At 57.1% G+C, this 12,906-nt stretch carries 11 protein-coding genes; 6 read left to right on the top strand and 5 right to left on the bottom strand.

Going from position 1 to position 12,906, the window contains the following annotated elements; all coding sequences use genetic code 11:
* Positions 1-11 precede the first annotated feature (11 nt).
* The 4 genes from ACIQWS_RS09435 to ACIQWS_RS09420 form a co-directional block, all read right to left on the bottom strand.
* Positions 12-761 carry an SDR family oxidoreductase gene (locus ACIQWS_RS09435; protein WP_403175431.1) on the bottom strand — a complete coding sequence of 250 codons (750 nt, stop codon included), beginning with the start codon at positions 759-761 and terminating at the stop codon, positions 12-14.
* 499 nt (positions 762-1,260) lie between these two features.
* Entirely contained in the window at positions 1,261-1,422 is a 162-nt protein-coding gene (locus ACIQWS_RS09430; protein ID WP_403175426.1) for a hypothetical protein, read from the bottom strand.
* A 217-nt stretch (positions 1,423-1,639) separates the two neighbouring features.
* On the bottom strand, positions 1,640-2,077 hold the full coding sequence (locus ACIQWS_RS09425; protein WP_403175423.1) for a hypothetical protein: 438 nt from the start codon (positions 2,075-2,077) through the stop codon (positions 1,640-1,642).
* A gap of 43 nt (positions 2,078-2,120) precedes the next feature.
* Positions 2,121-2,672, bottom strand: a complete 552-nt coding sequence (locus ACIQWS_RS09420; RefSeq protein WP_223613146.1) for a GGDEF domain-containing protein — start codon at positions 2,670-2,672, stop codon at positions 2,121-2,123.
* Positions 2,673-3,245: 573 nt separating this feature from the next.
* Here ACIQWS_RS09420 and ACIQWS_RS09415 point away from each other — a divergent pair.
* The 3 genes from ACIQWS_RS09415 (at position 3,246) to ACIQWS_RS09405 (ending at position 6,504) form a co-directional block, all read left to right on the top strand.
* Positions 3,246-3,920: a protein-L-isoaspartate O-methyltransferase gene (locus ACIQWS_RS09415; RefSeq protein ID WP_403175409.1), complete on the top strand. Its 675-nt coding sequence runs from the start codon at positions 3,246-3,248 to the stop codon at positions 3,918-3,920.
* A 160-nt stretch (positions 3,921-4,080) separates the two neighbouring features.
* On the top strand, positions 4,081-5,460 hold the full coding sequence (locus ACIQWS_RS09410) for a TolC family outer membrane protein (RefSeq protein ID WP_346308482.1): 1,380 nt from the start codon (positions 4,081-4,083) through the stop codon (positions 5,458-5,460).
* Between the two features lie 216 nt (positions 5,461-5,676).
* The gene (locus ACIQWS_RS09405; protein ID WP_403175401.1) at positions 5,677-6,504 is read left to right on the top strand and encodes a DUF2497 domain-containing protein; all 828 of its coding nucleotides are present in this window, start codon (positions 5,677-5,679) and stop codon (positions 6,502-6,504) included.
* Between the two features lie 14 nt (positions 6,505-6,518).
* Here the strand turns inward: ACIQWS_RS09405 and ACIQWS_RS09400 are convergent, their stop codons facing one another.
* On the bottom strand, positions 6,519-6,860 hold the full coding sequence (locus ACIQWS_RS09400) for a hypothetical protein (RefSeq protein WP_346308484.1): 342 nt from the start codon (positions 6,858-6,860) through the stop codon (positions 6,519-6,521).
* A gap of 168 nt (positions 6,861-7,028) precedes the next feature.
* Here ACIQWS_RS09400 and ACIQWS_RS09395 point away from each other — a divergent pair, with 168 nt between their 5' ends.
* The 3 genes from ACIQWS_RS09395 (at position 7,029) to ACIQWS_RS09385 (ending at position 12,886) form a co-directional block, all read left to right on the top strand.
* Positions 7,029-9,815 (top strand): valine--tRNA ligase, encoded by a 2,787-nt coding sequence (locus ACIQWS_RS09395; protein WP_403175395.1) that lies wholly within the window; start codon positions 7,029-7,031, stop codon positions 9,813-9,815.
* Positions 9,816-10,212: 397 nt separating this feature from the next.
* Complete coding sequence (locus ACIQWS_RS09390; RefSeq protein WP_288194487.1) at positions 10,213-11,481, top strand: OmpP1/FadL family transporter; 1,269 nt, start codon at positions 10,213-10,215, stop codon at positions 11,479-11,481.
* A 610-nt stretch (positions 11,482-12,091) separates the two neighbouring features.
* Positions 12,092-12,886 carry a tetratricopeptide repeat protein gene (locus ACIQWS_RS09385; protein ID WP_403175383.1) on the top strand — a complete coding sequence of 265 codons (795 nt, stop codon included), beginning with the start codon at positions 12,092-12,094 and terminating at the stop codon, positions 12,884-12,886.
* The last annotated feature ends 20 nt before the right edge of the window (positions 12,887-12,906 follow it).

The raw sequence follows: 12,906 nt of genomic DNA, 5'->3' as shown, positions 1-12,906 counted from the left end.
CTATAGGTGCTTTAAGACGGGTTCATTGCGGCAAAAGTCTCCTCGTAGCGGCCCTCCCGCTCCGCCGAGCGCCGGGCACGGTCGCGTTCGACCAGAACTTCGCCTCTCGGATGGTTTTCCGCCTCCAGCAATTGCATGACCTCGGTTACATAGGCGGCAACCGGCATGGCGCGGGGATCGGATGCCTGCCGGTCGCCGGTCAATTCCGTCTGAACATAAGGCGGTGCCAGCTCAAGCACGCCGACCGGAATATTGCGGAGTTGGTGACGCAGCGATTGCAGCCACGAGTGCAGGAAGGCCTTGCTGGCGCAATAGGTTGGAAAGTCGGCGCGGGGAATGAAGGCGAGGTTTGAACTGGTCGCGAGGATCGTTGCGCCGGGCCGGGCTTTAAGCAACGGCAGGAACGCCGCCGTCACGCGCAGCACGCCCATGATGTTCGTCTCGACGATCGACTGAGCGGCGGACACGTCCCAATCATCCGTCGTCATGTCCTCCGGCCGCGAGATGCCGGCATTCGCGATGAGCATGTTAAGCGCGGGAAAGCGTGTGCGAACCTCGCTGACAAGATGAGCCAGCGAGTTCGGATCACTGAGATCCAGCGGGAGTCCCACCAGACCAGGCCGGGCGGCTGTAATCTCTTCAAGCAGGGACAGGCGCCGTCCCGTGATGATGACGCGGTTGCCGCGGTCGTGGAACGCTTCAGCCAGTGCGCGCCCGATGCCGCTGGTGCCGCCGGTGATGAGGATCGTATTGCCGGTCATTTGCATATCATGTTGCTCCTTGGTTTCAATCCGGACGTGAGGCCGACGGTCTGACCGTGTCCCGGCCTCTGTCTCGAGGTGTTGGCGCCAATGGGAGAAAGGGTTTTGCCGAACGGCTCCCCGCTGCTCGGTCCGCACGACATTACGCCACAGCATGCCCGATGCCGAGAACACAGCTGGAGCCGTCGAACGGCCGGAAATGGGAGGTGGGAAAAACAATGTCATACCATAAGCGCCTCTTGGATCGAGAACTCCCTGCTGGGATCCTCTCGACAAAGGACGCGTTGGATGACGGTAACGCCTACGACAGCTGGCTGCACGCGCAACTGTAATTTGCCAACTAGGCCCGCATATCGTGCTTGTCAAGACGCTGCTGGACGCCTGGCATGCGGATGCCCGCTCGCGGATAGCACATTGCGGCATCTGGCCCGTATGCCGGCAAAGCAAAACCCGCACGGCCGTTGCTGCGGGCCATGCGGGTTCGAATCAACAGACGGGGTTATTGAGGGAAGGCGCCGGGAACCAGATCTGCGGGGCGGCTGGACGCAGCGATCGGTTGGGAATCGCTTGCGGATTTGTTCTTGGCCAAAGCCTCGCGAAGCAACTGCCATTCGCGCTCGTGGCGCTGGTAGATTTCCTGTGGAACGGTCTTGATCGTCATTCTCTCATGCTCCGAATTGAATTGCCGGACGTGATAACGATCCAAATAGGCAAGAGTTGCGCAGTTCAAATCAACAATTGCGACGGTCTATTACAAAATTAGCGGAGATGACGGAGATTTTAATTCCAATTTTCAACAAGTGATGTGATGACATTTGCACTCCACTGCGAAATGGCCAGTAAAATCGATTTAAAGTATTGTTACTGCTCCGCTTATTTCAGTTTTTATCATCTGATGAGAGCGCATTGCGGATATTTTCCGCCTCTGAATCTTTGAACGCCGGGAATATATCATTGCCGATCAGCCTGTGGATTTCGCGCAGATACGGGCGCGCAGTCGCGGTCTGGCCGAGGGCGAGATAAGACCGCGCGATGGAAAGCGATGCCAGCGGTTGTCCGTGGCCGAGACACCATTGACGGGCAATTTCGGATGTTGCGATGCTTTCGTCATATTGATCGACGTCGAAGAGCGCGGCGCCATAGCCGCTTTTGATCCAGAAGTTGATATCTGTCCCTTGCAGATGCTCGTCCGCGATGCGCGAAGCCTTTTCCCAGTGTTTGACCGCGTGCAGATGGTCGCCGGCTGCGCCGAGACGAATGCCTTCATTGGCCTGATCGAAAGCTTCCCGTTCCCTTGGGTGCATGGAGTGGGTCATTGCTGGAGCACCCCTCTGAAAGCTGCCGGGCCGGTGCGCACAACTAACTGGAGCGGCGTTCGGAATAGCGGCGATAGACGCCTCTGCCGGCATTCTTGGCGATGTAGAGCGCCGCATCGCCACACCAGAGCAGGCTCTCCGGCGTCTGCCCGTCACGCGGGGCCAGAGCCGCGCCGATCGTTGCGGTTATCCGGATCGGTGCATCGCCGCCCAAATCATAGGGCTGCGAGATCGATCCGATGATCCGGTCGGCAACGCGGGCAGTTTCTTCAGACGTTACCTGGACCAGCACAATTGCAAACTCGTCGCCGCCAAGACGATACACAACATCGTTCTTGCGCAGACAGGACTGAAGCCGGTCAGCAACCAGTTTTAGAAGATTATCGCCTTCACTGCGGCCATGTTGTTCATTGATGATCTTGAAGTTGTCAATATCGATGCAGAGAATGGCAAATTCAATGCGATCGACGAAGTCACTTTCGCCGTACGATGCGCAAAGACTATCAAGATGTTCTTCGAGCGCATCCCTGTCGGCCAGTCCGGTGAGTTCGTCGTGACTGACGGGGAAATCGCCTAGTCCTTTGAAATCAATCATTTACGCATAATTCCTATCGCCGCTTACCGATTCCTTCTGCCTGCTTGTGACAATGGCAGGTGCTTGCTGTCAGTTCAATAACAGAATTGGGTGCATGCGTGAGCGGAAAACAATGGCAAGGTAAATAAAAGGGACTTTACTTTCGCTACTTTACCACGAATTTTCGATCAATTCGACACCTCTTTCTCGCGCTGCAACAGGACACCCTCTTTCAATGCCGCGCGGGGCCTGTCCTACGGTTGCCGGGCCTTCTGCCGAGGGTATCCGTCGCTGCGAATCTCATGTCCGCCGCGGTGAAAGAATCGCTTGATAACAGGCTGTTGCCGGTGATTTGCCCCTGAAATAATGCGACAAGAGTTGCACAAAGATTACGCTGCGCGAGAAAGATGCGGTATTTGCGTGCAAATGGCCCGTGTGTTGCCCCGCCACGGCAGACATTGATTGACGGTGGCTTAATTTTTTGCCACATCCTGTCCTAAATTATTGCTTCTGCTGAAATCATCCGGCAGGAGCCAGTTACGCGCTTGCAAGCGCTCTGTGTTGCAAGTGCCTTGCCAGGAAAGCTTGTGGACCATGACGCTGAACTTTGAAGATCTTCGCATCAAGATGGTCGACAATCAGTTGCGTACGACTGATGTGACCGACAAACCGTTGCTTCAGGCCTTCCTCGATGTTCCCCGCGAAAAATTCGTGCCAAGCGTCCGTCAGCCACTTGCCTATATCGACGAGGATGTTCTGGTGTTGGGTGCAACCGTGGAATCAGGTGCGCGTTACCTGATGCAGCCTTCGCCTCTCGCCAAGCTTGTACAGTTGGCCAATGTCCAGCCCGAGGATGTGGTTCTTGATGTCGGTTGCGCCACCGGATACTCGGCCGGGGTGCTTTCGCGCATCGCCGGATCGGTGATCGCGATTGAAAATGACCAGGCGCTTGCCGAGCAGGCGACTGCCACATTGGCGCAGCTTGGTTATGATAATGTGGTGGTGGTTAGCACGCCGCTGCAAAAAGGGTATGCTGCGGAAGCGCCCTATGATGTGATTCTGTTTGAGGGTGGCATTGATCATGTTCCTGGTCCATTGTTTGAACAGCTGAAGGATGGGGGACGCCTCGTTGCCGTTGAAGGCGCGGGCAATTCCGGTCAGGCCATGATTTATGTCAAGAATGATGGGGTAGTATCGGGCCGTCCTGCTTTCAACTCTGCCGTGAAGCCGCTTCCCGGTTTTGAGAGGGTGCCTGAGTTCGAGTTTTGAGTGTCGCACATGAGACAAAAGTGCAACGGTTGACCACTTTGTTCGCATATCGAAAAATGTGCCGGTGGATCATCTTGCAAATTGAAAGCGAATGAACGACATGTGGTCGAACCAATCGGTTCGGTCTGGGGTTTCCAAGTTTTAGAGAATGAAGGGGTTTATGGTGTTCATACCGGGTAAGCGAGTACTCACCGCAGCGCTGCTGTCGGCGACGGTCTTGACCTCTGCGCCTTCAATGGCAGAAACGATCTTTGGCGCGATGTCCAAGGCGTATGACAACAATTCGACCCTCAATGCTGATCGCGCCGGTGTGCGGGTGACGGATGAGGGCGTTGCGGTCGCCAAATCCGGCTATCGCCCGACAGTTTCGGCGACAGCCGGTTTGACGGCGACGTCACGCCGAATTGATGGGGGCAACACCAGCAACTCGAATGTCGGTACGTTCGGCATCTCCCTCAATCAGACGCTGTTTGACGGTTTCCAGACCAAGAACAACGTCGCGTCGGCCAAGACCCAGGTTCTGGCCGCCCGTGAAAACCTGCGCAACAACACACAGAATCTGCTGTTCAGCGCTGCACAGGCCTACATGGATGTGTACATGTTCCGGCAGATTGTGGTTCTGCGTCAGAAGAACCTGGAGTTTCTTGACGAGCAGCTGCGCGCTGCCCGTGCGCGTTTCGATGTCGGTGAAGGCACCCGCACGGACGTTGCCCAGGCCGAAGCACAGAAGGCCTCGGCCGTGGCCACGCTGAACGTCGCCCGTTCAGACGTCAAAACCGCTGAAGCGACCTATATCCAGATTGTTGGTGCAGCGCCGACGGGGCTGAAGCCTGCAAGCATTGCGTCAAAACACCTGCCGAAATCGATGGACTCCGCCTTTGCCATTGCAGCAAAGGATCATCCGGGAATTCTCGCAACGCAGTACGCTCTTGACGCTGCGGGCTATTCGGTGAAGTCGAATGAAGGCGCCTTGCTGCCGCAGATCGGCCTGAGCGGCGGTGTGACCCGCACGGATGTGTTTTCGGGCAATGACTCGTCGCAGAACGACGGAACGGCAGCATCGGCCGGCATTACACTGACCATTCCGATCTACAGCGGCGGCCGTACGCCGGCGCTTGTCCGTCAGGCCAAGGAAACCGCCGCGCAGCGCCGGATCGAAGTGGATGTGACCCGCGACAGCGTGCGTCAGGCGATTGCCAAGGCGTGGTCGCAGCTGGAAGCCGCCAAGGCATCCATTGTTGCGCAGAAAGCCGTGATCTCGGCTGCCCAGCTGGCCTTGAACGGCGTTATCGAGGAACGCAAGGTTGGCCAGCGCACCACGCTCGATGTCTTGAACCAGCAAGCTCAGGTTTTGTCCGGGCAGATTGCCTTGGCTCAGGCTGAACATGACAGTGTTGTCACAAGCTACGCCGTTCTGCTTGCAGTCGGCCGCCTGCTGCCGGAACAGATCGGCCTGCAGGTCGCCCAGTACAAGCCGGAAGAGCATTACGACGCCGTCAAGGACAAGTGGTTCGGATTGCGCACGCCGGACGGCCGCTAGGCCTCGAACCGGTTCTTGGAACTATTCCCATGCCGCCGGTGTCATCACGCCGGCGGCATTTTCACGAGCGGATGGCCGGTTGCGTGCCGTTCCAGAAAAGTCTGTGGGTTAGGCCGTATTCTCCGCCGCAGGGATTCTCAAAGACTATGTAAGCCTCTACACTGAATGCAGATTCGTTGCTCGGCAGCGAAACAAGATGTAGTAGGCGAGAGTATCATGGCACAATCCTCCAGCGTGGCGCGTGAACCTTCTATGGAAGAGATTCTCGCCTCGATCCGTCGTATCATTGAAGAGAGTGATACAACGCGGACAGAGGCTGGTGTGCCGATGCCGGTCAATTCCGATGTTCCAGTTCCTGCCAGCGCAGTCCAGACGCCGCTTCACGCCTATGATACAAGCGAGGAGGAGGCGGAATTGCCGCCGCGCGAAGGCATTGCCGTTTCGCATCCGCTGCCGCACGCCTATGAAGCGCCATTGGGCAGGCCGTTCTCGCCGCTGCAGTCCAAGCTTGTCGAGCGCGAAGCGGTCGTAATGCCGCCGGAGCCTCAGCCGGAAGTATTGAAGGCCCCGGTTGCCCCCGAGCCCGTCATTGACGAGCCGACGGATTATGCCGTGCCGGAGCCTGAAGCTTTTGCCGCGCCTGAACCTTTGATTGAAATTCAAACGCCTGTTGTCCCCGTGCCGCCGCAGATACCGGTTGTCGAACGGGAGGCTCAGGCCGAAGCACCGGATCAGGCGCCGGAAGTCGAGCCTGTTGCACCGGCACCTGAAGCATCCGAGGCTGCCATCGGCGACGAGGTTTCTCTCGATCTCGAGCGTGCGCTGGAGCCGATCCTGTCGGAAGCGACGGAGCGTCAGGTCAGCGCAGCATTTGGCGATCTTTCCTTTGCCGTTCAGCACGAGCAGCGCCGGTCCTTCGATGACATCGCACAGGAAATCATGCGGCCCTTGCTGCAGGACTGGCTCGACAACAATCTTCCCAATCTGGTCGAGCGGCTGGTGCGAGAGGAAATCGAGCGCGTGGCGCGGGGCGCCAAGCGCTGATTTCATTCAAGCGGCTATCTGCCCTGAATCACCTTGAACGCACCCGGCGTAAGGTTGCCATTGCTCACGGAATTGACGTCAGCACGGGTGAGCTTGCCGCTGACAATGCCTTGAACCAGTCGTTTGCACAGGATCGTTGGCATGCTCGAAACGCTCAGTCCTGATACGACGGCTATGTTCTGGCGACTTTTCATTGGCATGTTGCCGAACATATTGGAGCAGTGTCCTATTTCGGCTTTTTGCCTCTCGGGTTTTGCCAGGAGGCCTTGTACTTCCTTATACCGGCCTTCAGATACCCCGCAGCCAGCCAGAATTGTCACAGCAGTGCATGCTGCGATGAGCTTGTAAAATTTCATGCTTTCCCCCTGAACAGTCGGCGATGTGCGACAGTTCATTCGGTAGCGTCCCGATCCTCTAAGTCAAGATTGCATCGTCGACATTCGGCAAGTCATCATTGACTTATGTCCAGCCATTCGGTTTACACCGTAGCTAACCTTTTTCCGCAAAAATGACGGACTATTCGCATGCTTGAGAAGACCTATGATGCCGCGGCCATAGAGCCGAAGATCGCAGAACGCTGGGATGACGCTGGCGCATTCAAGGCCGGAGCCGGTTCGAAGCCCGGCGCGGATCCCTTCGCCATCGTCATTCCGCCGCCGAACGTGACCGGCTCGCTGCACATGGGCCATGCGCTGAACAACACGATTCAGGACATTCTCGTGCGCTTCGAGCGTATGCGCGGCAAGAACGTGCTATGGCAGCCGGGCATGGACCATGCGGGCATTGCGACGCAGATGGTCGTGGAGCGCCAGCTGATGGAGCGCCAGCAGCCGGGCCGCCGCGCCATGGGCCGCGAGAAGTTCGTAGAGCGGGTATGGGAATGGAAATCCGAGTCCGGCGGCATCATTGCCGGCCAGTTGAAGCGTCTGGGCGCGTCCTGCGACTGGTCGCGCGAACGCTTCACCATGGACGAGGGGCTGTCGAAGGCGGTTCTGGAAGTTTTCGTGACGCTCTACAAGCAGGGGCTGATCTACAAGGACAAGCGGCTGGTCAATTGGGACCCGAAGCTGCTGACCGCAATTTCGGACATTGAAGTCGAGCAGCGCGAAATCAAGGGCCATCTCTGGCATTTCCGCTATCCGCTCGAGAACGTGGCTTTCGATCCGGAAAACCCGCACACCTACATCGTTGTTGCGACCACCCGGCCGGAAACCATGCTGGGTGATACCGGCGTTGCCGTTAATCCGGCCGATGAGCGCTATCATGCCGTTCTCGATAATAATGTCCTGCTGCCGCTGGTTGGCCGTCTCATCCCGATCGTTGCCGATGATTACGCTGATCCGGAAGCCGGGTCCGGCGCGGTCAAGATCACACCCGCCCACGACTTCAACGATGCGGAAGTCGGCAAGCGCAACGATCTGCGGCAGATCAATATTCTCAATACAGACGCCTCGATCTTCTTGAAGGATAACAACGACTTCCTCGAAGGATTGGAGAAATCGAGTCATCTCGATCAGCTGATTCATGCGCTCGATGGCAAGGATCGCTTTGCTGCGCGCAAGCTGATTGTCGCGATGATGGAAGAGGGCGGTTATCTCGAAAAGATAGAAGATCACACGCATATGGTCCCGCATGGCGACCGCGGTGACGTGCCGATCGAGCCTTATCTCACGGACCAGTGGTATGTGAACGCGGCGGAACTCGCCAAACCAGCCATTGCCAGCGTGCGCGAAGGCCGCACCAATTTTGTGCCGAAGAACTGGGAAAAGACCTATTTCGAGTGGATGGAAAACATCCAGCCCTGGACGATCTCGCGCCAGCTCTGGTGGGGGCATCAGATTCCAGCGTGGTATGGCCCGGATGGCCAGGTCTTCGTTGAAAAGACCGAGGAAGAAGCGCTCAGCGCCGCGATTCAGCATTATCTGGCGCATGAGGGGCCGATGAAGGCCCACGTGCAGAACCTGCTCGAAGAGCTGAAACCCGGCGATATTCTCACGCGCGACGAAGACGTGCTCGACACCTGGTTCTCGTCGGCGCTGTGGCCGTTCTCGACGCTGGGCTGGCCGGACAAGACACCGGAGCTTGCCACCTATTATCAGACCGACGTGCTGGTCACCGGTTTTGACATCATCTTCTTCTGGGTCGCCCGCATGATGATGATGGGCCTGCATTTCATGAACGAGGAGCCGTTCCACACGGTCTATGTCCACGCGCTGGTGCGTGACAAGAACGGCGCCAAGATGTCGAAGTCGAAAGGCAACGTCATTGATCCGCTGGATCTGATCGACGAATATGGCGCCGATGCCCTGCGGTTCACGCTTGCCATCATGGCGGCGCAGGGCCGCGACGTGAAGCTCGATCCAAGCCGTATTGCCGGATATCGCAATTTCGGGACAAAACTCTGGAATTCGACACGTTTCGCCGAGATGAACGGCGTTGCGCGCAATCCGGCTTTCCGGCCGCAGGACGCAAAGCTCACGGTCAACCGCTGGATATTGACGGAGCTGACCAATGCGGTGCGCGACGTCACCGACGGCATCACGAGCTATCGCTTCAATGAAGCCGCCGGTGCGGCATACCGGTTCGTCTGGAACCAGTTCTGCGACTGGTACATTGAATTGCTGAAGCCGGTGTTCAATGGCGAGGATGTGGACGCAAAGGCGGAAGCACAGGCCTGCGCCGCTTATGTCCTCGATGAAATCTACAAGCTGCTGCATCCGTTCATGCCGTTCATGACGGAAGAGCTCTGGGCGCATACGGCCGGCGAGGGGCAAATGCGCGATACCTTGCTCTGCCATGCCGGCTGGCCGGAGCCGGATTTCCTCGACGGGGAAGCCGCCGCGGATATCAACTGGCTGATCGATCTGGTGACGGGCATCCGTTCGGTCCGGGCGGAAATGAATGTCCCTGCCTCTGCCACGGCACCGCTGGTGGTCGTCGGAGCGCGTGACGTGACCAAGGAGCGATTGGTGCGCCATGAAGCGTCGATCAAATGGCGCGCACGTGTCGAAACGATCGAGCTTGCCGATGAAGCCCCCAAGGGCTCGGCGCAGTTTGTTATCGGTGAGGCGACGGCATGCCTGCCGCTTGGCAGCCTGATTGACGTGAAGGCGGAAGTTGCCCGCCTTGGCAAGGAAGCCGGGAAAATCAACGAGGAAATCGACAAGATCGGCAAGAAACTTGGCAATGAAAAATTTGTTGCCAATGCGAAGCCGGAAATTGTCGAGGCGGAGCGCGAGCGGCTGGTCGAGCTGCAGGCATCCATCGAAAAGATTACAACGGCTATACGCCGTGTCAGCGAAGCCGGCTGATCAAACTAATCCTTTTGGGCTAATTGATTCTCAATTTGATTGAATTATTCTGTGCTCCCCTTGAATGACGGGGGAGCACACCCCATTTTCGACAGTCATTCGCCCCAATTCGGTCATTTTTGGCCGCCGTTGCATTTGAGCAACATTGCCGTTTTTTTGCTGAAAATCAGCTGTTTCCGGCCTCAGGCAAGGGTCTGCCGCCGAAAAAATCAGGGAATCCCTGACGAAAAATCACGAAATTTCGATGTTTTGAAAATTTGTGCTTCGGCCCTGTTCACAAGCCCTCTCGCAAACAAGTTGCACGATTCGCCCGCTTTGTTACCTATTACGTATTGGTAACAATTTTGCTGGACTTTGATCGCGGGTTCAGAGGTTTTCAGGTCTCGGGGAGGACTTAATGACTAAGACTATTTCCACAATCATCGGCAGCGCGCTTCTTTTGACAAGTGTTGCTACTGCTGCACAGGCGGGGGGCCTTGAACGCGGCGGTTACAACTGGGACCTTCTTTTCAGCGAAGAGCGTTTTGTGACCGAAGGTGGCGTGATTTACGTTATGCCTGATCGCAAGATCAAGAATGCCAAGGACACCAATCCTCTCGATGGAAATGAGAACTTCAAGAAGTCCTCGACGAGCGAGACACCTGATTATTCCGTCTATAAATTTGGCGCGAAGGTCGGCATCACGCCTGATCTGGACTGCCTGGGCTCCTACAGCCAGCCTTGGGGTGTTCATACGAAGCCAGGTTCCAATTGGGCTGGCGACAACCAGAACATTGAAACCAAGATTTCATCGGATGACTGGGGCCTGACCTGCTCCTACAAGTTCCACGTTACGGACAAGGGCTCGCTGCGTTTCATCGGTGGCGTTTCCTATCAGGAACTCGAAGGCTTCAAGACACGCATGGTCAACGGCTTTGTTCCGTTGCTGACACACGGTGCGCTCGATGGCACCGGCAGGCTGAACCTGAGCGCGGACGGCGTCGGCTGGCGCGTTGGTGCCGCTTATGAAATCCCAGAAATCGCCTTCCGTGCCAGCCTTATGTACAATGCGGCTGTTGACCTCGGCGAAATCGGCGGCACGCTCGATCTGACCCAGCTGCCTAAAACGCCTACGAACCCGCTTTCCGGCCGGATCACGGATGTTTATGGCACTGCCGAAATGCCACAGTCCGTCGAATTCAAGCTTCAGACCGGTATTGCGCCGAACTGGCTGGCCTATGGCTCGGTCAAGTGGGTCGACTGGAGCGTTCTCGACGTTATCGCCTTCTGCCCTACCGCAACCAAGGGCAAGGTTGCCTGCGGAGCATCGTCTCCGGTCCGCGCAACCTCGCTTGACCTGATGTTCCAGGACGGCTGGACGGTTACAGGCGGTGTTGGTCACAAGTTCAACGATCAGTGGAGCGGTCAGCTGCAGGTCAGCTGGGACAAGGGCACGACAACCGGCCTGACCACGCAGACAGACACCTACCTCCTGTCCGGCGGTCTCGCATACTCGCCGAACAAGAATGTTGAACTTCGTCTGGGCGGTGCCATCGGCATCCTCAAGTCCGGATCCTACGGCCCGACGAAGTGCACAGGCAACCAGCCTTGTGGTGTGGATGCTTCCTATGACTTCGGCAACGATCTCGTCACCGCCGTATCGCTTTCCGGCAAGATGAAATTCTGATCCGACCAGGATCGAACAGAAAAGCCCGGTATTCGTACCGGGCTTTTTCAGTATTTGGACGTTGGTTTATTGTGCACTGCAATGCCGGCAATCCGAAAGTAAGAGTTTCTCCATTACGTTTTGTGACGATTCAGCAACACTTCTGAGCGATGATTTGCAAGGCGGAGGCAAGGGGCAATTTTGCCCATTTTGCGCCACAAACCCGGAGCACCTCGATAGGGCGGCGACCGATAAGTGGTTGAAGAAATGTCGTGCAATGGTGCCGATGTTCCGCCCGGGGCAATGATGGACGCAAAACCGATCTTACTGGCTTACACCAACAGCCTTTATGCGATGTCGGAACTGACGCGCTGCCCCTACGATTCCATTTTTACAGGCACATCCCATTCCCTGATATCTGGCCGTACTATTGCCGGAAAGCGGTCAAACGATCGCTGGAATGATGCGTCACATTCATCGTCAAGAACATCCGCAGCGCAAATGATATGCGCTCAAAAAGGGGTGGCAGGCGGCGTTTTCGCCGGTGTCGCCGTCAATCGTGTCCTGACAGGGGGTGCCAGGCGCAGCAAGGCTGCGACGCATCCCGTCGGGGCAAAGGAAGTGTATTGCCATGCTCATTGTTGATCGCTTCGCCGCTCCGTTTTTCGGGATCGGGCTTGCTTTGAGTGTCATGACGCTGCCCTGTCACGCGTTCGACACCAGCAATGAGATGAATGAGGATTCCAGCCCTTTCGCCCTCTTCAAGTTCGGATTTTCCGCCTACAAGAAGGGCGACAAGGATGAAGCCGTCAAGGCGTTGAGGTTTGCCGCGGAAAAGGGCCATCAGGGCGCCAACTGGAAGCTCGGCCGCATGTATGCGGAAGGCGACGGCGTCAAGGAAGATGACTACGAAGCCTACAAGATGTTCGAGCAGGTCGTGCACGAGGGCGCCGAACAGGGCGCCCAGAACGAGAGTTATGTTGCCGATGCGCTCGTGGCCCTTGCCGGTTATGTGAAACGCGGCATCCCGAACTCACCGATCAAGTCCAATCCGAGCGCCGCGCGCGATCTCTATCTGCAGGCCGCCTCGAATTTCGGCGACTCCGATGCACAGTTCGAACTCGGCAAGATGCTGATGAAGGGTGAGGGCGGCCAGCCGAATCCCAATCAGGCGGCCCGATGGTTCCGCCTTTCGGCCCAGAAGGGCCATGCCGGTGCGCAGGCCATGCTGGGCAACCTGCTGTTCCAGGCCGGAAAGACCGTGCGCGGGCTGGCCATGATGACCGCCGCATTCGAGCGGGCATCCAAACAGGATCGCGTCTGGATCGGCGATATTCAGGAACAGGCATTTTCCATTGCCAACGAGGCTGATCGCCGGACGGCCATCGTGCTTGCCGAAGACATCATCAAAACCGGCGATTTCTGATCGGGAAGAGCCAGCCCGAG

Origin of the sequence: Phyllobacterium sp. NPDC097923, from assembly GCF_044760925.1 — a bacterium.
GTDB classification, from domain to species: Bacteria; Pseudomonadota; Alphaproteobacteria; order Rhizobiales; family Rhizobiaceae; genus Phyllobacterium; species Phyllobacterium calauticae.
Note: the sequence above shows the minus strand (reverse complement) of the source record. Positions and strands in the feature narration are given on the sequence as shown.

Excerpts from the sequence above, each read along its gene's own strand:
- ACIQWS_RS09435 (WP_403175431.1), bottom strand. The coding sequence starts at position 761 with ATGACCGGCAATACGATCCTCATCACCGGCGGCACCAGCGGCATCGGG.
- ACIQWS_RS09430 (WP_403175426.1), bottom strand. The coding sequence starts at position 1,422 with ATGACGATCAAGACCGTTCCACAGGAAATCTACCAGCGCCACGAGCGC.
- ACIQWS_RS09425 (WP_403175423.1), bottom strand. The coding sequence starts at position 2,077 with ATGACCCACTCCATGCACCCAAGGGAACGGGAAGCTTTCGATCAGGCC.
- ACIQWS_RS09420 (WP_223613146.1), bottom strand. The coding sequence starts at position 2,672 with ATGATTGATTTCAAAGGACTAGGCGATTTCCCCGTCAGTCACGACGAA.
- ACIQWS_RS09415 (WP_403175409.1), top strand. The coding sequence starts at position 3,246 with ATGACGCTGAACTTTGAAGATCTTCGCATCAAGATGGTCGACAATCAG.
- ACIQWS_RS09410 (WP_346308482.1), top strand. The coding sequence starts at position 4,081 with ATGGTGTTCATACCGGGTAAGCGAGTACTCACCGCAGCGCTGCTGTCG.
- ACIQWS_RS09405 (WP_403175401.1), top strand. The coding sequence starts at position 5,677 with ATGGCACAATCCTCCAGCGTGGCGCGTGAACCTTCTATGGAAGAGATT.
- ACIQWS_RS09400 (WP_346308484.1), bottom strand. The coding sequence starts at position 6,860 with ATGAAATTTTACAAGCTCATCGCAGCATGCACTGCTGTGACAATTCTG.
- ACIQWS_RS09395 (WP_403175395.1), top strand. The coding sequence starts at position 7,029 with ATGCTTGAGAAGACCTATGATGCCGCGGCCATAGAGCCGAAGATCGCA.
- ACIQWS_RS09390 (WP_288194487.1), top strand. The coding sequence starts at position 10,213 with ATGACTAAGACTATTTCCACAATCATCGGCAGCGCGCTTCTTTTGACA.
- ACIQWS_RS09385 (WP_403175383.1), top strand. The coding sequence starts at position 12,092 with ATGCTCATTGTTGATCGCTTCGCCGCTCCGTTTTTCGGGATCGGGCTT.